Here is a 24295-nt window from a genome sequence, read left to right on the forward strand (position 1 = left end):
AAAGGGAAGGCAGTAAGGGAGTGGGGCAGTAGGGCATGCAACACTGCCTTGCTCCCCTATTGCCCTATTCCCCTAACTCATCCGCTGATGCGCTCGATGACAGCACCGCAACGCGACAGTTTTTCTTCGAGGCGCTCGAAGCCGCGGTCGAGATGGTAGACGCGGTTGACCACCGTCTCGCCTTCGGCGGCGAGGCCGGCGATGACCAGCGACACCGAAGCGCGCAGGTCGGTCGCCATGACGGGCGCGCCCTTGAGCTTGGAGACGCCCTCGACGATCGCCGTCTGGCCCGACAGCGTGATGTGGGCGCCGAGGCGGGCGAGTTCCTGCACATGCATGAAGCGGTTTTCGAAGATCGTCTCGGTGATCTTCGACTTGCCCTTCGACATGGTCATCAGGCCCATGAACTGCGCCTGCAGGTCGGTCGGGAAGCCGGGGAAGGGCTCGGTGACGACATCGACGGGTGCTATGCCAGAACCGTTGCGCAGGACGCGGATGCCGGAATTGGTCGGGATGATCTCGGCGCCGGTGCGCGACAAAACGTCGAGCGCTCCCTGCAGCAGGTCGGCGCGCGCGCCTTCGAGAAGCACGTCGCCGCCGGTCATGGCGACAGCCATGGCATAGGTGCCGGTCTCGATGCGGTCGGGGATGACGCGGTGGCGCGCACCCGACAGCGAATCGACGCCTTCAATGGTGATGGTCGAGGTGCCCTGGCCGGTGATCCTGGCGCCCATGGCGTTGAGGCATTCGGCGAGGTTGACGACCTCGGGCTCGCGGGCGGCGTTTTCGAGCACCGTCTCGCCGCGAGCGAGCGTCGCCGCCATCATCAGCACGTGGGTGGCGCCGACGGAAATCTTCGGGAACACATAGCGGTTACCGGTGAGGCGGTTGTTCCTGGCCTTGGCCACGGCGTAGCCGTTCTCGACCTCGATGTCGGCGCCCAGCGCCTGCAGGCCGTCGATGAACAGGTCGACCGGGCGTGTGCCGATGGCGCAGCCGCCCGGCAGCGACACCTTGGCTTCGCCCATGCGGGCGAGCAGCGGGCCGATGACCCAGAAGCTGGCGCGCATCTTGGAGACCAGCTCGTAAGGTGCCGTGGTGTCGACGATGTTGCGCGCGGTGAACGAGATGGTGCGCGAATAGCCTTCGCCCTGGCGCTCGCGGCGGCCCGAGACGGAATAGTCGACGCCGTGATTGCCGAGGATGCGGATCAACTGCTCGACGTCGGCCAGATGCGGCACGTTTTCGAGCGTCAGCGTATCGTCTGTCAGCAGCGAGGCGATCATCAGGGGAAGGGCTGCGTTCTTCGCGCCCGAGATCGGGATGGTTCCGGTCAGCTCGTTGCCGCCGACAATTCTGATGCGATCCATTGGCCGTCGTTTCTCCGGGCGATCCCGGTTCTGGCGAGAAATTTTCTTGCCGCCCGTCTAGACCATCGCGCTTTCCGGTTCAAGAAAGGCGCATTTTGCGGTCTTTGGCGCCAAGCGCCTGCCGTCGCCGGTCAGGCTTTCTCAGGTTTCTCCGTCTCCCCCTCCGCTGCCGCCAGACCGTCCGGCCTGGTGTCGGCCTCGCCTGTGCGGCGCGAGCGCGCCTGCGCCTTGCGTTTCATCAGGTTGGCGCGCAGCTCGGCCGCGAGCCGCGCCTGACGCTGTTCGGCACCGCTTGAGGGCGTTTTCTTGGTCGACGACATGTGGTGGTCCCCGCTTGCCGATCGTTCATAGCGGCTTGGCAACCGAAATGGCCAGTATTGTGGCGTAAGCGGGCCTGTGGAAAATGATACACGATTTCGGGCAATTGATAACTTGCGCTCCCGGGAATCATGTGGCACAAGCCGCCCCGTTCACGGAATGCTGCCGTAGCTCAGTGGTAGAGCACTCCCTTGGTAAGGGAGAGGTCGAGAGTTCAATCCTCTCTGGCAGCACCATTCTCTCCAGAAGAAAAATCTTCGGTCTTGCTTGCGCACAAACGGCTGCGCGCCGTGGCCTTTGCGACCACAAGCGCGCAATGTTGCGGATGCGAGCGAGTGCTACGCTTCGGCGAGCGGCGATCTTGCCAGGGCTCTCAGGCTAGACAGCCGGCAAATCCCGCTGCCGATATCCCAGAACGCCCGTTTGCTCTGCTCCCTGCGATTTGGGCTGTCGATTTGAGGCGCCGGCGGCGCGGGCAGGCGGAAGCCGAATGGTTCGGCCGGCAGGCCACCGCGTTCGGTCCAGTAGCCGTCGAGGTCGGCCTGCATCAGCTTCCGGCGCTTGCGGCGGCGCTGGTTGATGACGTGAGTGGCGTTGGACACCGCCATGATATCAAGCGCGGACACCAGTCCGTGCAGGGCGAGCAGCATGGCGTCCTTGGGGCGCAGGCCGCCGAGGCAGCGGGTGGCTGATATGACGGCGCGCTTGGCGTCAGCGCCTTTCGGACCCTGCATGCCGCCGATCGCCAGGCTTGGTCTGCCGTCCTCGCCGCGGATGAAGACGAAGCTGGCCGTCCACAAGGTGTAGTCGTCGCGCGCCCGCAACAGCTTGATGGCAAAGACGCCTTCATGACGGCAGCCGCAGTGGTCGGCCAAAAGCATCTGCATATTGTAGGTTTCATGGCGACCGAAGACAGCGCCCATGTCGAGGCGTTCGCCGCGCCAGAGGGCGGCGAGGTCGTCATGGCGCAACAATTCGGCAGCTACCTGGAAATGCGTCTTCATCAGATTGAGGCGAGACGAGCTCGAAATACCGGTGACGAAAAAGACGTCGAGCGACTTGCGCAAAAGGTCGTCATGCGGCCGGCCCAGCGCCTGTTTCAGGGAAAAATCGCCGAGAAAGCTGACCCAGCCCAAGGTGCTGACCGGCCGACAGGCGAATCGCAGGCAGAACACCGCCGAGCGCTTGAGCGAGATGCGGGCGCCGAGGCTGAGCATCTGCAGGAAAACCGATGATCGGCGGCTTTCGCGCCTCGTCGGCGACTGGGCGGGCAGCAGGCTGCGCTGGTCCAGTTCCGGTTTCCATTCGTGTCGCACGTGACAGCTCCTTCAGACTGCGTCTGCCGGCCCGGAACATGGGGCTGGCGGAGCGATCTAAGGGGCGCAACGCATTGCGCCTGCATTGCAAGACAGGCGTGTGCCGGCCGCGCTGATTCGAAATCTTCGCGGGAAACGGCCGGAAACGTCAGGAATTGTAGGTGAGCAGTAGGGTTTTGTTGCAGGATTCACGGCAAGCCGTCGAAATCGCGGACCGCTTGGCGTCCAGCTTAAAGCTGTGATTCGATCGGCAGGTAGCTGATCACCTTGGCCACCAGGCGCCGCCGCAGGCTGGCCTGCGGTTCGTGGCCGAGCTCGCGTGGCGCATTGTCGCCGCTGTCGGTCCAGCGCAGCTTGCCGCCATGGAGCGACAGCCTGAAGGCGCTGCGCGGCGATGTCTGCGCCGAGATCACCGCTTCGACCTCGCCCGCCAGCTCCTGCTGCCTGAACAAGACGCCCATCTCGGTGTTGAGCGCGGCCGAGCGCGGGTCGAAATTGAACGAGCCGACGAAGCCGGCCGCCCCGTCTGCGATGAAGGCCTTGGTGTGCAGGCTGGCTCCCTTCGAGCCGAACAGCGACATGTCGGTGCGGTCTTCGTCGGGCTTCAGCTCGTAGATGCCGACGCCGTTCTCGAGCAGCGGCTTGCGGTAGCGCACATAGGCGCCGTGGACGGCGGCGACGTCGGTGGCGGCGAGCGAGTTGGTCAAGACGGTCACCTCGACGCCGTTCCTGGCCAGCGCCGTCAGCTCGCGGGTACCGGTCTCGCCGGGAATGAAATAGGGCGAGACGATGTGCAGTTCCCGCCGGGCCGACGTCAGGATCGGCCGGATTGCCGTCATCAGCCAGCTGTCCTGGCCGGCACCCGATGCCTTTTCCGGCGGATCGGAGGCGACTGTCGCCTCGCTGGTCCAGCGCAGCCTGCCCATGCCTGACGACGACCATTCCCGGCTCTCCTCGGCAACGCGATGGATGTAGGGCTCCGCCAGGCCGGTCGTTGCCGTGCGTTCCAGCCGCTTGCGCAGGGCGGGAAGGTCGCCCCTTGCCCTGCCGGTAACGTGACGGATCGGCAGCACCGCCTCGCTGTTCCAGAAGCGGTCGAAGATAGCCTCCGTCTGGTCGACAACAGGACCAGCGAGCAAAAGGTCCATGTCGCGGAAATTGGCGTCTTCCGAGGCATCGAAATAGGCGTCGCCGACATTGCGCCCGCCGACGATCGCCAGCCTGCCGTCGGCGACCCAGGCCTTGTTGTGCATGCGCCTTGTGCTGCGCATGACGCGCAGCACAAGCTCCAGCCCGCGCTGCAGGCCAAAGGCGCGTGCCCAGCTCGGGTTGAACAGGCGAACCTCGATGTTGGCGTGGCTGTCGAGGGCGAGATAGTTCGGGTCGTAGCCCTTGGCGTTGATGTCGTCGAGGATCAACCGCACGCGCACGCCGCGGTCGGCGGCACCGAGGACCTCGCGAGCGAGCAGGCTGCCGGTCAGGTCGTCCTTCCAGTAGTAATATTGCAGGTCGAGGCTGCGCTGGGCGTGGCGCGCGGTGTAGGCCCTGATGGCGAAGGCATGCAGGTTGGACGACAAAAGCGCCAGTCCGCTCTGGCCGGGATGGTCGGCAAGCAGCGGGGTGATCAGCCGGTCGAACGGGGTGTCGCTGTCAGCCGTCGGCGATGCGCGGGAAGAAATGCCCTGGGCGCGCTTGGCGAAGCGGCCATAGGCATAGACCGCCAGCAGCGAGGCAATGACCAGGAACCCGACAACTGCTATGACGACGGCCACGAGTTTCATGTGTCAGGCGGCCCAAGACCTTTCGATGGGAACCTTGTGCCGACGACAGCATTTCGGTGGAAGGCCATCGTGACGCATGTGGTAAACCTCGAATAGCTCGACCATATAGGTTACTGTTGGCGAAACGCCTGTCGCAACTGAACACGAATTTCCCAGAGATTCCAGACGAGTGATGGCTAGCAGACCAGGCTTTGAGATTTCAGCAGAAGCAGGTGCCGCGCACCGGTCCTCGACGCTGGAGCAGGGCGATACGTCGTTGCCGCCTGAGGCCGGCGCGCACAGCGAGATCGTCGTCGCCTCCTACAACGTCCACAAATGTGTTGGCCTCGACCGCCGTTTCGATCCGCAGCGCACGATGCAGGTCATTTCCGAGATCGGCGCCGACGTCATCGCCTTGCAGGAAGCCGACCAGCGCTTTGGCGACCGGGCAGGGCTGCTCGACCTGGAAGCGGTCGAGCGCGAGACCGGGCTTGTTCCGGTGCCGCTGGCCGGCCGGCGCAAGAGCCATGGCTGGCACGGCAACGTCGTCATGTTTCGCAAAGGTTCGGTCAGTTCGGCGCGGCAGATCGTGTTGCCCGGTGCGGAGCCACGTGGTGCCGTGGTCGTTGACCTCGAGCTCGAAGCCGGGCCGCTTCGGATCATCGCGGCGCATTTCGGCCTGTTGCGCCATTCGCGCAAGCTGCAGGCCGGAACGCTTCTGACCGCAGCCGAACTGCACAGCGACAAACCGACGGTTCTTGTCGGTGACCTCAACGAATGGCGGTTGGGCAAGCGCTCGTCGCTGCGCAGCCTGGAACCGGCTTTCGGGCCGATGCATGCCATCGTTCCGAGCTTTCCCTCGCGTTTCCCGGTGCTGGCGCTGGACCGCGTCATGGCGCGGCCGCACAGCCTGCTCACCGAGCTCGAAGCGCATGACACGGCACTGGCGCGCATCGCCTCGGATCACCTGCCGATCAAGGCGGTCATTCGGCTAAACGCCAAGGGCAACGGCCTCGCCGAGGCCGCCTGATCACTGCCCGACGAAGAAATCGCTGATCTGCGCCGCCGGTTGTCGACCTGCTTCGGGCGATCGTCCTTTGCCTGACATTGCCTGACGGCAGACAGCAGCGCCGGCACAGTCCGGCAAGACCTGCTGTCGACGCCGATGATGCGCGACCGGGACGCGTGCGCTACATGATGTCGGACAGATGCCTGCAAATGAAGTTTCGACGTCAGGGACGAAGCGCATGGCCCAATTCTTACCCCTGTCGCGGGCGGTCGCCGACAATCTCAACAGTGGCGACACCGTGGCCTTTGAAGGGTTCACGCATCTCATTCCCACCGCCGCCGCACATGAGGCGATCCGCCAGGGCTTCAAGGACCTGACGCTGGTGCGCATGACGCCCGACTTGATCTACGACCAGATGATCGGCATGGGCATGGCGAAGAAGGCCATCTTTTCCTACGCCGGCAATCCCGGCGTCGGCCTGCTGCGCCGCCTGCGTGACGCTGTCGAGAATGATTTTCCGCATGCGCTCGAGATCGAGGAGCACAGCCACGCCGCCATGGCCAATGCCTATGAGGCGGGCGCCGCCGGCCTGCCTTGCGCCATCTTCCGCGGTTATCGCGGTGCCGAGCTCACCAAGGTCAATCCGAACATCAGGTCGGTGACCTGCCCGTTTTCAGGCGAGGTGCTGGCGGCAGTTCCGTCGGTTCGGCCCGACGTCACCTTCATCCATGCCCAGAAGGCCAACCGGCGCGGCGACGTGCTGGTCGAGGGCATCATCGGCATCCAGAAGGAAGCAGCCCTTGCTGCCCGGCGCGCGGTGGTGACCGTCGAGGAGGTGGTCGACAATTTCGACGACCTGCACCCCAACCTGACAGTACTGCCCAACTGGTCGGTGACGGCGATCTCGGTCGTGCCGGGTGGGGCGCACCCGTCCTACGCGCATGGCTATTATGTCAGGGACAACGCGTCTTATCTGGAATGGGACGAGATCTCAGCCGACCGCGACCGTTTCCGCGAGTGGATGCAGACGAACGTCATCGAAAAGACCAGCGACGATTTCGCGGCCCGCGTCGAACATCTGAGGATCGTCGCATGAGCGTGACAGGCTTCAGCCCCAACGAAATGATGACAATTGCCGCTTCGCGTGCGCTCAAGGGCGACGATGTCTGCTTCGTCGGCATCGGCGCGCCCTCGGCGGCCTGCAATGTCGCCAGGCTGACCCATGCACCCGACATCACGCTGATTTACGAATCCGGCACCATCGGCACGGCACCCCAAGTGCTGCCGCTGTCGATCGGCGACGGCGAATTGTGCGACACCGCCGTCACCACAGTTTCGGTGCCGGAAATGTTCCGCTACTGGCTGCAGGGCGGGCGCATCTCGATCGGCTTCCTGGGCGCAGCCCAGCTCGACAAGTTCGGCAACATCAACACGACGGTCATCGGCGATTACGCTCATCCGAAAACCCGCCTCCCCGGCGGCGGCGGCGCACCCGAGATCGCGACGTCGTCGAAGGAAATCTTCATCACCATGGCCCAGTCCAGGCGCGCCATGGTCGAGAAAATCGACTTCTACACCTCGTTCGGCCATGGCGACGGCGGCGACCATCGCCAGCGCCTCGGCATCGACACCAAGGGGCCGACATTGCTGATCACTGACCTGGCGATCTGGAAACCGGACCCCGTCACCAAGGAATTCACCGTCGTTTCGCTGCATCCTGAGGTGACCCGCAACAAGGTGCAGGAGACCTGCGGCTGGACTGTCAAGTTTGCCGACACGCTTGAGCAAACGCCCGAACCGACCGAACTGGAATTGACGACGTTGCGTGACCTCAAGGCACGCAGCAGCGGTGCCGCCCACAAGGGCGCGGCTGTCGGCGCGAGGCAAGGATCGAAGGATGGCTGAGGCCTGCGTCCGCCGAACATGAAAACGCCCGGCATTACCGGGCGTTTTGCTTTGCTCAGCCGATCAGGCTGTAAAGAAAGCGCAGGCTGATCAGGAGCAGGAAGATGCCGAAGGCGACCTCGAGCTTGCGCTTCGACAGCGCGTGCGCGAGCCGCGCACCCAGAGGCGCGGTCAGCACGCTGGTCGGCACGAACAGGATCAGCCCGACGAGCGAGACATAGCCGAGCGACAGCGGGAACTGCAGCGCCGCGACATCGGGATATTCGGCGGCCCGCGGCCAGCCGGCATAGATGTAGCCGAGCGCGCCGGGGATCGAGATCAGCACGCCGAGGCCTGAAGAGGTGGCGACCGCCTGGTGGATCGGCCGGCCGTAGAAGGTCATGAACAGGTTGGAGAGCTGACCGCCGCCAATGCCCATCAGGCTCGACAGCACGCCGATGATCCCGCCATAGATGTTCATGACGATCTTGCCCGGCATGTCGAGGCCGAGGCGCCACGAATCCTTGCCGAACAGCAGCCGGATCGCCGAAATGCCGGCGACCACCACGAACACCGCCTTGAACAGGTCGGCCGGCGCGTAGCGGGCGATCACGCTGCCCATGGCGACGCCGATGATGACGGGGATCGCCCACTGCTTCAGGATTGCCATGTCGACGGCGCCCTTGGCGCGATGCGCGTTGAACGAGCGGATCGAGGTCGGGATGATGATCGCAAGCGAGGTGCCGACGCAGAGCGGCATGCGCACCTCTTCCGGTACGCCGACGGCCTGGAACAATTCGTACAGCACCGGCACGATGACGGTGCCTCCGCCGACGCCGAAGACGCCCGCGAGCAGGCCGGTGATGGCGCCTGCGCCGAGCAAGGCTACGGCGAGCCAGATGATTTCAAACGTCGATATGCCGGCCATGTAGGGGATCTCTTGGCAAGTGCGGAAGGTGCGAGGAGGGGCCTCGGCATGAACTGCCCCGGCTCCCCTCGCGAATGACGTTGCGACATATGACATGAAGAGCCGGACCAGTCTCCCCCTGAAAACAGGGCCAGCGGCGAGGCCAATCTCGGGCGAAATGACGGAACTGTTTCGCGCAAAACCACCTGGATGGGTAGTTGCCTGCCAAGTGTTGTATCCGTATGAATATAACGAATCCGTGGCCCGCGACGGGCTGGGCTAGATGGTGGAGGGAATTCTGATGTTCGCGCGTAGGAGTTTTGGGGTGCGGCTTGCCGCGATGGCGGGTGGTCTCGCCGCCGTACTGGCGCTTGGCCTGCCGGCGGCGCGCGCCGATGGCGACGTCGTGGTGTTTGCGGCCGCCAGCCTCAAGAACGCGCTCGACGCAGTCGACACGGCCTGGAAGGCCGAGGGCGGCAAGACTGCCACCGCGTCTTATGCCGCGAGCTCGGCGCTGGCCAAGCAGATCGAAGAGGGTGCGCCGGCCGACGTGTTCATCTCGGCCGACCTCGACTGGATGAAGTATCTCTCAGACAAGAAGCTCATCAAGGACGGCTCCGAGGTGAAGCTGCTCGGCAACCGCATCGTGCTGGTGGCGCCGAAGGATTCGGCTGCCAAGGCTGACATCGCGGCGAATTTCGACCTAGCCGACCTACTCGGCGATGGCCGCCTCGCCATGGGCGACGTCAAGGCAGTTCCTGCCGGCAAGTATGGCAAGGCAGCGCTCGAGAAGCTCGGCGTCTGGGCCTCGGTCGAAGGCAAGATCGCCCAGGCCGAGAACGTGCGCGCCGCCCTCAAGCTGGTGTCGACTGGCGAAGCGCCGCTCGGCATCGTCTACCAGACCGACGCCACCGCCGAGCCGGGCGTCAAGATCGTCGGCCTTTTCCCGGAAGAGACGCATCCTCCCATCGTCTATCCGGTTGGCGTGACGGCGGGCTCGAAGAACGCAGACGCCGAGGCGTATGTGAAATATCTTCAGTCCGCCAAGGCCAAGGAGCTGTTCGAGGCTCAGGGTTTCACCGTGCTGGCGCCGGTCCAATAGCGACTGGTTTACCCCTGTCGGTTAGGCTCTATCTTTGTGACTGACGTCCCATTCCGCATCGCGGGTGGGACGGATTTTTGAGGGGATGCGAGCGGGGAATGCTGGACCTCACTCCTGACGAATGGAACGCGGTCCACCTGTCGATCAAGGTCGGGCTGTGGGCGATGGCTGCCAGCCTGCCATTCGGCATCGGCATCGCGCTGTTGCTGGCGCGCGGCAATTTCTGGGGCAAGTCGCTGCTCAACGGCGTCGTCCATCTGCCGCTGGTTCTGCCCCCCGTCGTCACCGGCTATCTGCTGCTGCTGAGCTTCGGGCGCCGGGGGCCAATCGGCTCCTTGCTCGACCAGTATTTCGGCATCGTCTTTTCGTTCCGCTGGACCGGTGCCGCACTTGCCTGCGCGATCATGGGCTTCCCCTTGATGGTGCGGGCCATCCGCCTGTCCATCGAAGCCGTCGACCGTCGTCTCGAATCGGCTGCCGGCACGCTGGGCGCCAGCCCGCTCTGGGTGTTTGCGACTGTGACGCTGCCGCTGATCCTGCCCGGGGTCGTTGCCGGCATGATCCTGTCCTTTGCCAAGGCGATGGGCGAGTTCGGCGCCACCATCACCTTCGTTTCCAACATCCCCGGCGAGACCCAGACGCTGCCCTCGGCGATCTACACCTTCACCCAGGTTCCCGGCGGCGATGCAGGGGCGATGCGGCTGACGCTGATCTCGATCGCCATTTCGATGATCGCGTTGGTCGTCTCCGAAATTTTCGCCCGCCGCATCGGCCAACGCGTGGATGCCGGCTGATGCTGTTCGTCGACATCCACCATCGCCTCGGCGCGTTCGACCTTGAGGCAAGCTTCCAAAGCGCCGGCCGCCTGACTGCTCTGTTCGGGCCGTCAGGGTCGGGCAAGACCTCGATCATCAACATCATCGCCGGGCTGATCCGCCCGGACAGCGGGCGCATCGTCATCGACGGAAAGACGCTGGTCGACACGGCACAGCGCAGCTTCGTGCCTGTCCACAGGCGCCAGGTCGGCTTCGTCTTCCAGGATGCGCGGCTGTTTCCGCATCTCAGCGTGCGTTCGAACCTGCTCTATGGCCGCTGGTTCACGCCACAGGCAGAGCGTTATGCCGAGTTCGGCCGGGTCGTCGAGATGCTCGGCATCGGCCACCTCCTGGCGCGTCGACCGGCGCTGCTGTCGGGCGGTGAAAAGCAGCGCGTCGCCATTGGCCGTGCGCTGTTGGCAAGCCCGAAGCTGCTGCTCATGGATGAGCCACTGGCTTCGCTCGACGACGCACGCAAGTCTGAAATCATGCCTTATCTGGAACGGCTGCGCGACGAGACGAAGATTCCGATCGTCTATGTCAGCCATTCCATTGCAGAGGTGGCGCGGCTTGCCACCGACATCGTCGTGATGACCAACGGCAAGCTGGCAGCCAGCGGCCCGACCGGCGAGATCATGCGAAGGCTCGACCTGTTGCCGCCGGAAGAGGTGGGCGAGGGCGGCGCCGTGCTCGACATGAAAGTGCTCGGCCACGACGAAGCCTTCGGCATGACAGTGCTCGGCACCCGTGCCGGCGAAATGCGCGTGCCGCGCATCGACAGGCCGCTTGGTGCCGCCGTGCGTGTCCGCATCCGCGCCCGCGACGTGATGATCGGAACCGAACGGCCGAAAGGTCTCAGCGCGCTCAACATTCTTCCTGGTCGCATTGCCGAAATCAGCCAGGTCGACGGTTCCCAGGTCGACCTCAAGCTCGACTGCCATGGCGACATCCTGGTGTCGCGCATCACCCGCCAGTCCTTCCAGACGCTGCACCTTGCCATCGGGCGCGAGGTGTTCGCCGTCATCAAGACCGTTGCTTTCGACCGCGCCAATCTTTCTCCGGGGGCGCCGCTTGTGCTAACCAGCGACTGACTGGAGCGAGCCGATGCCATCTCTGACCTTGCGACTTTATCTCGACCCGACGGGACGTCTCGGTCCGGGCAAGGTCGAACTGCTCGAGCAGATCGCCGCCACCGGTTCGATCTCGGCTGCGGCCCGCGCGATGGAAATGTCCTACAAGCGCGCCTGGGACCTGGTCGAAGAGATGAAGGATATGTTCGGCAAGCCGCTGGTGGCCGCCAAGACCGGCGGCAAGCATGGCGGCGGCGCAGAGCTTACGCCTGTCGGCGAAGACGTCGTGCGCCGGTTCCGCGACATGGAGCGCGCGGTCCACGCGGCGGCAGCGCCCTATGTCGAGGCGCTGCAGGCCGAAGCTGACGCGAAGTAGCTATTTGCCGAGTTCGATCGAGCGCAGCCGGGCCGCTTCGACAGCTTCGGTGAGCAGGGTCTTGAGGCGATCGTCACCCATCAGCACGCCCAGCGCCGCCGCCGTCGTGCCGTTCGGGCTGGTCACCTGGCGGCGCAGCACGGCCGGATCCTCGCGGCTTTCGGCGGCCAGGCTCGCCGCGCCATAGACGGTCTGCATGGCCAGAAGCGCTGCCGTCTTCGGTGGCAGACCGGCATTTTCAGCCGCTGCCGTCAGGCACTCGATGAAATGGAAGATATAGGCCGGGCCCGAACCGGAGACGGCGGTGACCGCATCCATCAGGCCCTCGTCGGCGATGGTGGCGACTTCGCCGCTGGCCGACAGAAGGTCGCCGACAACTTCCTTGGCCGCTTCCGAGACGTGCTCGTTGGAATAGACAACCATCATGCCCTTGCCGATGGCTGCTGGCGTATTTGGCATGCAGCGCGCGATCGGCGTATGGCTGCCGAGGATGTCGGCGAAGGTGGCCACCGGCGTGCCCGCGGCGACCGAGACGAAGGTCGCCTTGCCGTTGCCGAAGCGGCGATAGCCGGCAGTGACTTCGCGGATGACCTGCGGCTTGACGGCGATGACGACGATCCCAGGATCCGCATCGGCGGGAACGCCACCGACTTCCGAGGCGACACGGCTGCCGAGATCGGCGGCACGGGCGCGCAGCTCCGCATTGGGCTCGACAACGAATGTTTCCTCGGGCGCGAGCTTGCCCGAGTTGAGCCAGCCCGTGAGCATGGCGTAGCCCATGTTGCCGCAGCCGGCGAGGATCAGTCTGATGGTCATGCAAAGCCTCCGAACAGAACTGACATAGACCGTCTTGGAGCCAGGCGGAAGGGTGCAACGCCACTTCAGCGTGTGTGGTCCAGCACCTTGGTGAAGGCATTGGTGAAGGTGACGCCGCCATGCGGGCCGGCCTCGGCAAGCGCCACGTCCATGAAGGCGTCGGTGACGCGCACAAGTGCGAAGCCGCCCATGTAGGCGGCCTTCGGCTTGAACAGGTCGAGCCCGTCGCGGCTGTAGATCATCGGCGTCTCGTGCTGGTGGCCGTGGAAGACGCCGATCACGTTGTGGCCGGCGCTCGCCGAGCGCAGCGCGCGGCGGTCGTCGTCGCTCCACCAGTGCGGCTTGCCGCTGCCGGTGTCGTCGAATGTATGGGCGTCCGGGTCCCAGCGCTCGGTCGAGAACGCATCCCAGCCATAGTGCTGGAACAGAATCACCGGCCGCCCGTCGCCGGCGTTGTCGTCCAAATCCCGCTTCAGCCAGTCGAGCGCGCTCACCGCTCCCTTTGATGTATCGCCTGCAAAGCGATGCGTCTGCACCAGGTGGAGCCCGCCCCAGTCCCAGGAATAGCAGTCGGACAGCGCGTCGTAGTTGGCCGCCGGCACCGGCGGCTTGAAGAACACGCTGGGCCGATGGTTGATCTCGACATAGTCGCGCATCTCGCGCCGGTACCAGTCGACATGCGGTGGCGGACCGTCCTGGTCGAGGTCGTGGTTGCCGAGCCCGACATAGACAGGCACATGCACACGGTCCGGCCCGGTACTTACCTGGTAGCGCTGGCTGAACTGGAGCAGTTGTGTGCCTTCATGCGGCTGGGTCACCTGGCCGCCGCCGTCGTCGGTCATGTCGCCGCCGACGACAAGTCCGAGCGGCCGGCCGATCTTCTGGCCGGCACTTGCGAGGCCGCCTGCTGCGCCGCCGATTTCGCGTGGCCATGCCAATTCGCCGAGCTGGTTCAGCGCCGCAACATGCCGGCGCAGGTTCTGGTCGGTCTTGCCTTCGGTCTGGCAATTCGGACTGAGACCGCTCGCCATGCGGCAAGCGTGGATGTCGGCGGCAAACAGGAATGTCGCATCGGTTCGCGGCCGACTGGCGCTGCGCGCCGCAGACGTTCCGAGTGGCGAAGCCAAGCCGAAACCCAGCGTCTGGGCGAGCATCCGGCGTCGTGAAACCAGGGTGGCCATGCCCGAGAATGGCGTGGCCGCCGGAGCGGAGCAAGCGCGTTCCGTCAGCCGGTGTTCTTGTGGATGACCATGCGCGAGACCATGCGCAGCCCCAGGACACCGAAGACGAAGAACATCCAGACCGGGTCGATGCGGCGGAAGAAGAAGCTTTCGAGGAAGGCATTGAGCGCGGTGAACAGCACCACCATCATGAAGAAGTCGCCGAGGAAGACGTTCTCCTTGTAGAGCGGGATGCGCATGTAGTCGCGCAGCGGCGCGACCAGGAAGACATAGGCGGCGACGGCAAGCGCGGGCAGGCCCATGGTGACGGCGATGTCGATGTAGCCGTTGTGGCCATGCACGATGAAGCGGATGTCCCAGCCCTGGTCGTAGGCATGGCCAATGCCGGTCACCAGCGGCGTGCGCCAGAAGCTCTCATAGCCGTATCCAAACCACGGCTTCTTGGCGATCATCTCGCCAGCGAAGGCCCAGACAGTCGTGCGCCCGGTGTAGGTGAGTTCGGGAAAATGGTGCGCGGCAAGCTGCTGCAGCGGTTCGATGAAGACGATGCCGAGCGTGGCGAATGCCGTGCCGACGACGGCCAGCGCAAACAGCAGCGGCGTGCCGAGCCGCATGCCGATCATTCCGGGCAGAAGCACGAGCATGATCGACAGCGGCACCAGCCCGGCCGTCGTCTTCGATCCGGTGTGCACCATGAAGAACATCGACATGGCCAAAAGGATGTAACCCGACCAGCGCCAATGCCTTCGGATCAGGTAGATGCCGGCGAAGCTGAAGCAGGCCATGACGGGCGCTGCGATGTTCTTGTGGCTGAAGGCGCCGCGCCACAAGCCGGAATGCTCGGGCTCGAAGCCGTCGGCGCCGTGGATCGCCACGCTGGGATAAAGGATGACGCCGGCGTAGCTCAGCCCGACGATGAGAAAGCCGGCGACAACCAGCACGGTCGAGAAGGAATCGCCATCGCGCGGCAAGGCAAGCACGGTTGCCATGGCGGTGATGCCGATGAGGGTGAAACTTGCCGCCCGGAACGCCGCATTGGGGTCGGCGGCTTCACCGACCGATATCAGGAAGAAGCACAGCAGGACGATCCAGGGCAGCCCGACAATGGCGCGCAACCGGGCCGGATTGGCCATGGTTACCAACGCAAACATGGCGAAGGCGCCGAGCGATCCGAAGCCCAACTGGTTGACGATGTCGCCGCCTTCGATCGCACCGGCGCCCGCCGGCTGGAACGGCCTGAACGAAACGATGACGATGGTCAGCACCATCGTCGCGATCGCGGTGGCGACGCCCGATGCCGTGAACGCCGCCGTCAGCGGCGGCGCGTCAGTTCTTCTCGGGCTGACGATACTGCTCATTGGCATAACCAAATTCGGCCATCACACGGCCAAGCGCCACATGGATCGGGTACACGGCGACCGATGGCGATCCGGTCTCGATAAGGCGCTTCATTGCACGTAATGGCGAGGCGCCAAGCAGCACTAGGCTTTTCAGGAAGACGCGTGTGTTGGCGAACGGCGTGCCGGCATATTTCTTCTTGGCGACGAGCGTCGAGATGACGCCGTTGCGCAGGCCGCGTGCCCGGATCCAGTCGGCCTCGGTGCGCCGTGCCGGAACCGTCTCGAACAGCTTTGCTTCCGCGCACCAGCCGAGCTTGAAACCCTTCTGTGACGAGCGGCTCAGGAAATCCGAGTCGCCGCCGCCCATGAAGTTGAAGCGCAGGTCGAGATGGGGTGGGCCCATGGCCAGAAGCACGTTGCGGCTGACCAGCAGGTTTCCCGAGGAGTAGAGCGCGCCGACCTCACCGGTGACGGAATAGGGCGGGGCAAACACCGGATGTGTCGCCCAGACCTGATGCCCGGGATCTGAAAAGACTGGCACCTGCGGCCCACCGACGATGTCGACGCCGAGGCGTTCGGCAGCCAGGCACATGGTTTCGAGCCACATCGGATCGGCCAGCTCGTCGTCGTCGATGACCAGCAGCCGCGAGAAATTCGGAAAGCGCAGCAAGGCGGTGTGCCAGCCGGCATTGTAGGCGCTGCAATTGCCGCGTTCATGCGCGACGATGACCAGCCCGCGCATCGCCCCGCTTTCAAACACCGGCAAGGCAGCGTGCATGCCTTCGTTGCCTTCGTCGTCATTCTCCATGACGATGACGGCGAACCGGCGCGTGGTCTTTTGCCTGGCCAGCGAATCGAGCGTTGCCAGAACTTGCTGTGGCCGACGAAAGGTTGGCAGCGTGACCACCACCTCGACGTCGTCCACTGCCAGTGCAGGCGAAGTGCCGGCAATGGTCACGGACTTGAGTGGAGGTATAGCATTCATGACAAGCTGCCGGTTATTGATGCCTCTTCGCTATCATGGGCGCCATAACGGTCAGTTAAACACGCCGGAAGCAAACTGCGGATTGCCGGGCAGGTTCCACAAGCGGCTGAAATTGCTTAATGAAGACTTCACCGCGCTTTGTTAGGGCATAGGCAGGAACTGTCGTGATGCATCTGCTGTTTGCCACATCCATCGTGCCTGACGGAGCACTCTCGTCGGGCTACGAGATCGCCAACCAGGCGATCATCGATGCGCTGCGCCGGGCCGGCGTGCGCGTGACCGTGCTTGGCTTCGGCTGGCCGGGCAAACCGCCGTCAGACCCCGAAAACACGATCCTGCTCGGCTCGCTCGACGTGCGCACCGATGTCGCCCCCTTGCAGCGCAAGCTGGGCTGGCTGGCGAATGCGGTTGCCTCCGGGCTGACTTTCGCTTCGGCCAAGCTGCGCATCGTCTCCGATGAGACGGTGCGGCAGGCGATCGCGGCGGCGGGACCGTTCGATGGCTACATCCTCAATTCGGTCCAGATGGCGGCGGCGTTCGAAAGCCTGTTTCAGGACCGGCCTTCGATCTTCGTCGCGCACAATGTCGAATTCCGCTCGGCCGCCGAGAACGCGCGTGCCGCCAACGGCGCGTTTCAACGCCTGCTGTTTCGCCGCGAGGCAAGATTGCTCGAAGTCATTGAAAGGCGTCTGTGTCGCAATGCCCGCTTCGTCTTCACACTCGCCGACGAGGATCGCGCCGAATTGGGCGTTGCCTCCGACACACGCTCGGTGGCGCTGCCGCTGGTCACTCGGTCACAGCTTCCGGCACACCAGGGCAAGCGCGGCATCGACTGCGATGCAGCGCTCATCGGTACCTGGACCTGGGAGCCGAATCGCATCGGCCTGGACTGGTTCCTCGGCAAGGTCGTGCCGCACCTGCGCAACGATTTCCGCATCCGGATCGCCGGCAGTGTTCCCGCAGGGGTGTCCTCGCCACATCCCGGCGTCACATTTGTCGGCCGCGTGCCTGATGCCCAGGCCTTTGTGCGCAGCGCCGCCGTCATCCCGCTCATCAGCACCTCGGGCAGCGGCGTCCAGCTCAAGACGATCGAGACGTTCGAACTCGGCCTGCCGTCGGTGGCAACCGCGCATTCGCTGCGTGGCATCGCCTACAAGCCGGCCAATTGCACCATGACCGACGATCCCGTAGCCTTCGCCAGGGCGCTTGAACGAACCGTCGATCAGAAGGTCGCTGAAGTCGATGGTTCGGACTTCCATCGCCGGCAGATCGCCGCGCTCGACCTGGCAGTGGCAGGTGGCCTCGCCCGGCTTGGCGCGGGCGCACATGAGGTGGCGGCGTGAGCATGACGATTTCGGAAGCGGCCGCATCCTACCGCAGCATTCTTGGTATCCGGGTCGCCAGCTTGCGGCGCGACGAGGCGATCTCGCTGCTCACTGAGAAGATCAGGGACAGGAGCTTCACCAAGGTCAGCTTTCTCAACGCCCACAACGCCAACATCGCCTGTTCCGACAAGGATTTCGCCGCCGTTCTGAACGATTTCCTGGTGCTCGCCGACGGCATCGGCGTCGACATTGCCGCGCGTTGGCTCTATGGCGCGCCGTTTCCCGACAATCTCAACGGCACGGATTTCGTCCCGGACCTTTTGAAGGCGAGCGACAAGCCGCTGACCGTGGCTCTGCTCGGCGCCAAGCGCGCCAATGCCGAGCGGGCGGCCGCCCGCCTCGGCCAGATCGCCCCGCATCACAAGATCGTCGTCGTCCATGACGGCTTCTTCACGTCTCAGGAAGAGCCCGGGATCGTCGCCGCCATCGGCAGCCTTCGCCCCGACATCCTGCTTGTTGCCATGGGGGTGCCGCGCCAGGAAATGTGGATCGCGCGGCACATGCGCCCTGAACATTGCACATTGCCGATTGCCGTCGGCGCGCTGCTGGATTTCCTCAGTGGCTCGGTTCCGCGCGCGCCGGCCTGGGTGCGCCGGCTCCGCCTGGAGTGGCTGTTCCGCCTGCTCATCGAACCGGGCCGGCTGTGGCGGCGCTATGTCGTCGGCAACCCGCTGTTCCTGTTTCGCGTGCTGCGCCAGAAGATCCGTGGGGGAGGGCAGTCTTGAACGCCAAGGCCATGTCTCCAGCCCCGGACGCTGCACTGATCACGGCGAGCTACGCCGCCGATTTTGAACGCTGCCGCCTGCTGTGCGAGACCGTCGATCGCCATGTCACCGGCGCCTCGCATCACTATCTCCTGGTCGAGCACCGCGACCTCGCGCTGTTCCAGCAGCTCGAGGGCAAGCGCCGCACGGTCATCGACGAGCGGGAGCTCTTGCCGTCCTGGCTGCGCGACATTCCCGATCCGACGAGCCTGTTCAAGCGCCGCGTCTGGCTGAGTCGCAAGGCGCCGCCGCTGCGTGGCTGGCATGTGCAGCAGCTCAGGCGCATGGCGATCGCTGAACGCATCGAGCAGGAAACCGTCGTTTACGTCGATTCTGACGTGGCTTTCCTCAGGCCTTTCGATTGCGCCCGGTTCTGGCTGAGCGGCAAGCTCAGGCTGTTCCGGCGCGATGGCGTGCTGCTGAAACCCGGCCATGACAACCATCGCATCTGGTCGGCCAACGCTGCCGCTGTGCTCGGTATCGCCGCGCCCGAGATTTCGCCGCATGACTACATCTCGACGCTGATCGCCTGGCGCCGGTCGTCGGTGCGCGACATGCTAGCCCGCATCGAACAGGTCAGCGGACGGCATTGGGTCGAGGCGGTGAGCGCGCGACGCAAGTTCTCCGAATGCATGATCTATGGCCGCTTCGTCGACGAGGTCGCCGATGGCGCCGGACATTATGTCGGTGCGGAAGAGTTCTGCCGTGTCCACTGGACCGGCACGCCGCTGACCGATATGCAGTTCGAGGCCTTCGTCGCCGCCATGTCGCCGGAGCAGGTGGCGATCGGCATGCAGTCCTTCATCGGCACCGATCTCGGGCGCATTCGCAGGCTTGTCGCCGCCTGAGGCCTAAAGCAATTCCAGGAAAAGTGCGCAGCGGTTTTCCGTCCGGAATTGCGCAAAAGCAAAAAGCAATTCCAGGAAAAGTGCGCAGCGGTTTTCCGTCCGGAATTGCGCAAAAGCAAAAAGCAATTCCAGGAAAAGTGCGCAGCGGTTTTCCGTCCGGAATTGCCTAGACGCAGAGAGAAGGGGAGGCGCCGCGATTCGAAGATGCGCGGAATCTCCCTAGATCGCCTTGGCCCGCCGCCGCAGGGCCGTGTAGGTGACGGCGGCCGACGCCAGATAAAGCAGCGCGAACATGCCGTTCAGCATCCACACCAGCGTTTCGGTGTCGGCGACACGCATCAGCAACAGCGACAGCAACGCTGCCTTGAGGCCCGCCAGCATGGCGAGATTGGCGGCGCGGATCAGCGTCTGGCCGCGCGCGAACAGAAGCTCGGCGTGATACTCGACGAGATTGCGCAGGGCCGGCACGAACAGCGCCAGTCCGACCAGCGGGCCCGCCTCGGCGACGTTGCGGCCGAGGAAGTTGGGATAGAAGTACAGTACCACGGCGAGGAACAGCAGGGCCGAGGTCGAGACGATCAAAATGCCCGCCTCGATGCCAACCTTGACCTTTAGCCTGGCAAGCATTTCGGGCATGCGCATCATGCGCTGGACCAGCATCATCGAGAAGGTGCGGATCGGGATGGCGGTCAGGTCGACCAGCCGCATGACGATGGCATAGATGCCGGCGAGATGCGGGCCGCCCATGGCCAGCACCAGCAGCTTGTCGAACTCCATCTGTAGGTAGAACAGCACTTCGGCACCGGCGACATAGATCGAATCCGACAGCCGACGCCAGTAAAGGTCAGGCGTCAGCCTGAGCCGCTGGCGCGGATAGAAGAAGCCGAAGGCGAGCGCCAGGGAGACGAGGTTCGAGGCGATGTAGAACCCGGCCCAGGCGCCGACCGTATGGCTTGGCCAGAAGATGAACAGGGCAGCAGCGGCGGCCTTGATCGCGGCGGTCAGGATCGCCAGAACCGCCGCCCGGCCGAAGCGGCCGAGACCGTTGTTGACGATCATCGCCACTTCGACCGGTCGCCACAACAGCGCCTCGGCAAAGATGACGGCGGCAAAGATGGCGGCCGGCATGGATGTCGAAAAGAACAGGAACCAGGTCAGCGCCGAAGCGGCGACGAGCACCGGCAGCGACAGCGCGGCGAGCATCAGGAAGCCGGCGGTGTAGCTGCCGATCAGGCGGGGTCTTATCGTTGCCGTGCGGTAGAGCGCCGAGATGAAACCGAAGGCCAGCGTTCGCGACAGCATGACGCCAGCGGCGGAGGCGGTAGCAAACAAGCCGAAATCGGCGATCGACAGCGTGTTGGCGAGCGCGATGAAATAGATAAGCGAAAACACCAGCCGGCCCATCGAGCCGCTGATCGCCGAGAAGTAGTCGCGCAGGACCGCCTGCCGCTGCACGACGAAACTGCCGATCCGCTGGCGCAGCGTCGTGCGCGGTATGTCGTTCGCCTTGGTCATGATCCAGTTGGACGATAAAAGCCAAAGCTTAATGTGCCGTTCTGCGATGAAGCTCTATATACTGCCGCAAAGCAGGAATTAACGTTTTGTTACCCATGTCTGTTTAGCGTGGCTTAACGACCGGACAGGTGATCCGGAATAGACTTTTGGAAGTTGCCCGCATGGCCGAATCTGGAAACCGCGAGGACTGGAGGCGCAAGCGCTCGTTGCTTGCGCTGGACCGGGACGACGCCGATCCGAAGACGCGAGGCTCGTCGCTGCTGTCGATGTCAGCGGAAGACCACATTGGCCACGAAGATTTCCAGGATCCTGCGACCCGCCATCGCATGGCGCGTTTCCGGCGCGAGGCCGAACGTGCCGCCCGCGAGCAACTGGCCGAAAAGCCGGCCGCACCGGAACAGCCGGTTGTCGCACAGCCGATGGAAGCTGCGTCCGCATTCGCAAGCGACAAGCCTGCTCCGACTCCGTCTTCGATGATCGGCACCTGGCGCGACAGGGCGATCGGCTCAGTCGCTCCGGAGCCGCTTGCTGCCATGCCTCAGCCCTCGGTCGAGCCATCTGCACAGCATGGCGATCACGACGACGTCCGCTGGCAACCGCTGATCGACCCGATGGCGGTCATCGGCGGCATCACCCGTTCGAAACTGCTGATCGCCTCGACGACGCTCGCCGGCGCGCTGCTGGGTGTCGCGCTCGCTCTGTCGACGCCCAAGAAATACCAAGCGTGGACCGAGATGATCGTCGATCCGCGCAACCTCAGGCTTTCCGACAAGGAGCTGACCGTCGGCGACTTGCCGTCGGACGCGACGCTGGCGGTGGTCGAAACCCAGGTGCGCCGGCTGACCTCCGGCTCCGTTCTGGTCAAGGTTGTCGACAAGCTCAATCTGGCCGAGGACCCGGAATTCAACGGCAAGGCTGGTGGCGGCTTCAGCATTCGCGGTTTTGTGAGTTCGCTGATCTCTTCCAACCAACAGACAGGCGACGACCCCGGGCGGCGGCACGCGCTGGCCGCCGAACACCTCTATGAAGCGTTGTCCATCCAGCGTGACACCAACACCTTCGTCATCTCGGTCGGGGCGAAGACGCAAGATCCCGAGAAGTCGGCGCTGATCGCCAACACGATGACGGATGTCTTCATCCAGACTTTCGGCGAGTTGCAGGCCGGAACGGCCGGACGCGCGACCGACGAGCTGACCCGCCGCCTCGACGACCTGCGCAAGTCGGTTGAGACAGCCGAGCGCAAGGTCGAGGCGTTCAAGGCCGAGAACGAACTCATCAATCCGCAAGGGCGCCTGATCACCGACGATGAGATCCAGCGCGTCAACGATCAGCTGACCGCGGCACGAGCCCGCACGCTCGAACTCAACGCGCGTGCCTCCTCGACCCGCGACCTCGGTGTCGATTCGGTGCTTGCAGGCGCGTTGCCCGAAGCGATCGGCTCGCCGGCAATTACCGAATTGCGCGCGCAATACGCGGCGCTGACCCAGGAAGCGGACCGGGCCGCCGTCAGGCTTGGCCCGCGCCATCCCGAGCGTTTGGCTGTCGATGCCCAGCTCAGCGGGGCACGCGAGCGTATCGCCAACGAACTGCGCCGGGTCGCCGGCTCCATCCAGGTCGACCTCAAGCGCGCCGTCCAGACGGAACAGGAGCTCGCGGCCCGCCTTGCCCAGCTCAAGGTGCGCCAGAGCGATGTCGGCGGCGAAATGGTCACGCTGCGCGAGCTCGATCGCGACGTTGCCGCCAAGCGCGCCGTCTACGAGGCAACGCTGCTGCGGGCACGCGAGACCGGCGAGCAGAGGGACATCAATTCGGGCAATGTGACAATCATATCGCCGGCATCGCCGCCGCTGCAGTCGACCGGTCCGTCGCGAGCGATGATTGCGCTGGGCGGCATGCTGCTCGGCTTTGCCTCTGGCGTCGGCTTCGGTGCCATGCGCGGGGCGCTGCAGAGCCTGCGCAGCACGGCGAGGCGACGCAGCCGGGCGAAGCCCGAAATGCGCGGCGAACCGGCAGCCGCGAACAACCAGCCGGGCAACCGCGTCGAGGCGACCGCCGCACGGGTCGATCCGACCCCGGTGATGCCGGCGGCGACCGGTCCTGTCGCCGCCGCCGATCCGATCGTCGACAACCGGCAGCCGCCGCAGTCGTGGCAGGCGCAGCCGATGCAGCAGCAGCCCGGGTACCAGGCGCCGCAGGGCGACCTTGACCCATCCTATGTGCCGCAACCGCAGCCTGGTTATGACGAACAGCCACAGCAGCAACCGGACTACGCCGCTGCTCGGCAGTACCGCCCGTCCTATCGGCAGCGGCCGCCGGAACATTACTCCACGCCGCCGGCAGCGCCCCGAGCCGATGCGCCCGCGCCGCAGAGCCAGATCGACGAGATCAGCGAAAGCCTGCGCGAGGTTCGCAAGGAATTGAACCTTCTCAGGGAGCGGCGCTCACGCCGCTACTTCTGAAATTCTTCCATGCGGTTTCGAGTTTACGGCACCGGACGCCGCAATGGCGAGGTTGCGGGTCGAAAATTTGATGACAATGCCGCCCGAAGCATGCCGCAGACGGAGTAAAGCCATGGCTGAGATCATTGACGGAAAGAGTGTCGCGGCCGAGGTCGTCGAAGGCGTCAAGAAGTCAGCGGCCACGCTTGCGGCGCATGGCGTGAAGCCGGGACTGGCGGTGGTCATTGTCGGCGAGGATCCGGCGAGCCAGGTCTATGTCGCCAACAAGTCGCGCACATCAAAGGAATGCGGCTTCCATTCGGTCCAGCACACGCTTGCCGCCGAGACCTCCGAAGCCGATCTCGTCGCCCTCGTCGAGAAGCTCAACGCCGACCCCGCGATCCACGGTATCCTCGTCCAGCTGCCGTTGCCCGGCCATATCGACGCCGGCAAGATCATCCAGACGATCGCGCCCGACAAGGACGTCGACGGCTTCCACTTCATCAACGTCGGCAAGCTCGCCACAGGTGAGCTCGACACAGCACTGGTGCCCTGCACGCCGTTCGGCTCGATGCTGCTGATCGAACGCAAGCACGGCAAGGATCTGTCTGGGCTCAGCGCCGTCGTCGTCGGACGGTCCAACATCGTCGGCAAGCCGATGGCCAATCTGCTGCTCGCGGCCAACGCCACCGTGACGATCGCTCACAGCCGCACCAAGGATCTGCCGGCTCTGTGCCGCACTGCCGACATTCTCGTCGCTGCCGTCGGCCGGCCCGAAATGGTCAAGGGCGACTGGGTCAAGCCGGGCGCCACCGTCATCGACGTCGGCATCAACCGCATTCCTGCACCCGACAAGGGTGAAGGCAAGTCCAGGCTGGTTGGCGACGTCGAGTTCGCCTCGGCCGAAAGGAGCGCCGGCGCCATCACGCCGGTTCCGGGCGGTGTCGGGCCGATGACCATCGCCATGCTGATGGCCAACACGCTGGTGTCGGCCTATCGCCACGCCGGCCTCGAACAACCGGGCTTCTGAATGATCGCGGCGTTGTGGAAACCGGCGCCGCTTCCTTGCTCAACTCGGCGCGTTCTGTAGATTTGG

The 24295-nt window shown here is 64.5% G+C and carries 22 protein-coding genes and 1 tRNA gene; 13 read left to right on the plus strand and 10 right to left on the minus strand.

Going from position 1 to position 24295, the window contains the following annotated elements:
• Positions 1–77: 77 nt before the first annotated feature.
• Both murA and Amn_RS07020 read right to left on the minus strand, forming a co-directional pair.
• On the minus strand, positions 78–1370 hold the full coding sequence (gene murA / locus Amn_RS07015) for a UDP-N-acetylglucosamine 1-carboxyvinyltransferase (protein WP_286295773.1): 1293 nt from the start codon (positions 1368–1370) through the stop codon (positions 78–80).
• A 131-nt stretch (positions 1371–1501) separates the two neighbouring features.
• On the minus strand, positions 1502–1690 hold the full coding sequence (locus Amn_RS07020; RefSeq protein ID WP_263008026.1) for a hypothetical protein: 189 nt from the start codon (positions 1688–1690) through the stop codon (positions 1502–1504).
• Positions 1691–1849: 159 nt separating this feature from the next.
• On the opposite strand from Amn_RS07020, the gene Amn_RS07025 reads away from it, so the two are divergent.
• A tRNA-Thr gene (locus Amn_RS07025) sits at positions 1850–1924 on the plus strand.
• Between the two features lie 102 nt (positions 1925–2026).
• On the opposite strand, the gene Amn_RS07030 is transcribed toward Amn_RS07025, so the two are convergent.
• Together Amn_RS07030 and Amn_RS07035 are read right to left on the minus strand one after the other, a co-directional pair.
• Positions 2027–3004: a DUF535 family protein gene (locus Amn_RS07030; RefSeq protein WP_286295776.1), complete on the minus strand. Its 978-nt coding sequence runs from the start codon at positions 3002–3004 to the stop codon at positions 2027–2029.
• A 230-nt stretch (positions 3005–3234) separates the two neighbouring features.
• Positions 3235–4785 (minus strand): phospholipase D family protein, encoded by a 1551-nt coding sequence (locus Amn_RS07035; RefSeq protein ID WP_286295778.1) that lies wholly within the window; start codon positions 4783–4785, stop codon positions 3235–3237.
• A 172-nt stretch (positions 4786–4957) separates the two neighbouring features.
• Here Amn_RS07035 and Amn_RS07040 point away from each other — a divergent pair, with 172 nt between their 5' ends.
• The 3 genes from Amn_RS07040 (at position 4958) to Amn_RS07050 (ending at position 7678) form a co-directional block, all read left to right on the plus strand.
• The gene (locus Amn_RS07040; protein WP_083948692.1) at positions 4958–5794 is read left to right on the plus strand and encodes an endonuclease/exonuclease/phosphatase family protein; all 837 of its coding nucleotides are present in this window, start codon (positions 4958–4960) and stop codon (positions 5792–5794) included.
• A gap of 217 nt (positions 5795–6011) precedes the next feature.
• Entirely contained in the window at positions 6012–6869 is an 858-nt protein-coding gene (locus Amn_RS07045) for a CoA transferase subunit A (protein ID WP_263008022.1), read from the plus strand.
• A complete protein-coding gene (locus Amn_RS07050) occupies positions 6866–7678 on the plus strand; it encodes a CoA-transferase subunit beta (RefSeq protein ID WP_067965295.1) in 813 nt (270 codons plus the stop codon). The genes Amn_RS07045 and Amn_RS07050 overlap by 4 nt, the downstream gene beginning before the upstream one ends.
• 55 nt (positions 7679–7733) lie before the next feature.
• On the opposite strand, the gene Amn_RS07055 is transcribed toward Amn_RS07050, so the two are convergent.
• Positions 7734–8585, minus strand: coding sequence for a sulfite exporter TauE/SafE family protein (locus Amn_RS07055; protein ID WP_286295786.1), 852 nt, complete (start codon positions 8583–8585; stop codon positions 7734–7736).
• 280 nt (positions 8586–8865) lie between these two features.
• On the opposite strand from Amn_RS07055, the gene modA reads away from it, so the two are divergent.
• The 4 genes from modA to Amn_RS07075 all read left to right on the plus strand — a co-directional run bounded on the left by modA (position 8866) and on the right by Amn_RS07075 (position 11927).
• On the plus strand, positions 8866–9666 hold the full coding sequence (gene modA / locus Amn_RS07060) for a molybdate ABC transporter substrate-binding protein (RefSeq protein ID WP_286295787.1): 801 nt from the start codon (positions 8866–8868) through the stop codon (positions 9664–9666).
• Positions 9667–9764: 98 nt separating this feature from the next.
• Entirely contained in the window at positions 9765–10460 is a 696-nt protein-coding gene (gene modB / locus Amn_RS07065) for a molybdate ABC transporter permease subunit (RefSeq protein WP_192318308.1), read from the plus strand.
• Complete coding sequence (gene modC / locus Amn_RS07070; RefSeq protein WP_371818593.1) at positions 10460–11572, plus strand: molybdenum ABC transporter ATP-binding protein; 1113 nt, start codon at positions 10460–10462, stop codon at positions 11570–11572. Before modB ends, modC begins: the two co-directional genes overlap by 1 nt.
• 13 nt (positions 11573–11585) lie before the next feature.
• The gene (locus tag Amn_RS07075; RefSeq protein ID WP_067965287.1) at positions 11586–11927 is read left to right on the plus strand and encodes a winged helix-turn-helix domain-containing protein; all 342 of its coding nucleotides are present in this window, start codon (positions 11586–11588) and stop codon (positions 11925–11927) included.
• Here the strand turns inward: Amn_RS07075 and proC are convergent, their stop codons facing one another.
• From proC to Amn_RS07095, 4 genes are all read right to left on the minus strand, one after another.
• The gene (gene proC / locus Amn_RS07080) at positions 11928–12743 is read right to left on the minus strand and encodes a pyrroline-5-carboxylate reductase (RefSeq protein ID WP_067965285.1); all 816 of its coding nucleotides are present in this window, start codon (positions 12741–12743) and stop codon (positions 11928–11930) included.
• Positions 12744–12808: 65 nt separating this feature from the next.
• The gene (locus Amn_RS07085; protein ID WP_312883610.1) at positions 12809–13897 is read right to left on the minus strand and encodes a metallophosphoesterase; all 1089 of its coding nucleotides are present in this window, start codon (positions 13895–13897) and stop codon (positions 12809–12811) included.
• A 71-nt stretch (positions 13898–13968) separates the two neighbouring features.
• A complete protein-coding gene (locus Amn_RS07090; RefSeq protein WP_286295797.1) occupies positions 13969–15282 on the minus strand; it encodes an O-antigen ligase family protein in 1314 nt (437 codons plus the stop codon).
• Complete coding sequence (locus Amn_RS07095; protein ID WP_286295800.1) at positions 15251–16249, minus strand: glycosyltransferase family 2 protein; 999 nt, start codon at positions 16247–16249, stop codon at positions 15251–15253. Before Amn_RS07095 ends, Amn_RS07090 begins: the two co-directional genes overlap by 32 nt.
• Positions 16250–16416: 167 nt before the next feature.
• On the opposite strand from Amn_RS07095, the gene Amn_RS07100 reads away from it, so the two are divergent.
• The 3 genes from Amn_RS07100 to Amn_RS07110 are packed head-to-tail and all read left to right on the plus strand — an operon-like array spanning position 16417 to position 19246.
• Entirely contained in the window at positions 16417–17592 is a 1176-nt protein-coding gene (locus tag Amn_RS07100) for a glycosyltransferase (protein WP_067965277.1), read from the plus strand.
• Positions 17589–18359, plus strand: a complete 771-nt coding sequence (locus tag Amn_RS07105; RefSeq protein ID WP_502874752.1) for a WecB/TagA/CpsF family glycosyltransferase — start codon at positions 17589–17591, stop codon at positions 18357–18359. The genes Amn_RS07100 and Amn_RS07105 overlap by 4 nt, the downstream gene beginning before the upstream one ends.
• Before the next feature lie 11 nt (positions 18360–18370).
• Positions 18371–19246, plus strand: coding sequence for a DUF6492 family protein (locus Amn_RS07110; protein ID WP_286297937.1), 876 nt, complete (start codon positions 18371–18373; stop codon positions 19244–19246).
• Positions 19247–19465: 219 nt separating this feature from the next.
• Here Amn_RS07110 and Amn_RS07115 read toward each other — a convergent pair whose 3' ends face one another.
• A complete protein-coding gene (locus Amn_RS07115) occupies positions 19466–20761 on the minus strand; it encodes a lipopolysaccharide biosynthesis protein (protein WP_286295803.1) in 1296 nt (431 codons plus the stop codon).
• Positions 20762–20922: 161 nt separating this feature from the next.
• Between Amn_RS07115 and Amn_RS07120 the strand changes: the two genes are divergently transcribed.
• Positions 20923–23220 carry a GumC family protein gene (locus Amn_RS07120; RefSeq protein ID WP_286295805.1) on the plus strand — a complete coding sequence of 766 codons (2298 nt, stop codon included), beginning with the start codon at positions 20923–20925 and terminating at the stop codon, positions 23218–23220.
• A 112-nt stretch (positions 23221–23332) separates the two neighbouring features.
• Positions 23333–24229, plus strand: coding sequence for a bifunctional methylenetetrahydrofolate dehydrogenase/methenyltetrahydrofolate cyclohydrolase FolD (gene folD / locus Amn_RS07125; protein WP_067965267.1), 897 nt, complete (start codon positions 23333–23335; stop codon positions 24227–24229).
• Positions 24230–24295 lie beyond the last annotated feature (66 nt).

This window comes from Aminobacter sp. Y103A (assembly GCF_030294925.1).
Taxonomy (GTDB): domain Bacteria; phylum Pseudomonadota; class Alphaproteobacteria; order Rhizobiales; family Rhizobiaceae; genus Aminobacter; species Aminobacter ciceronei.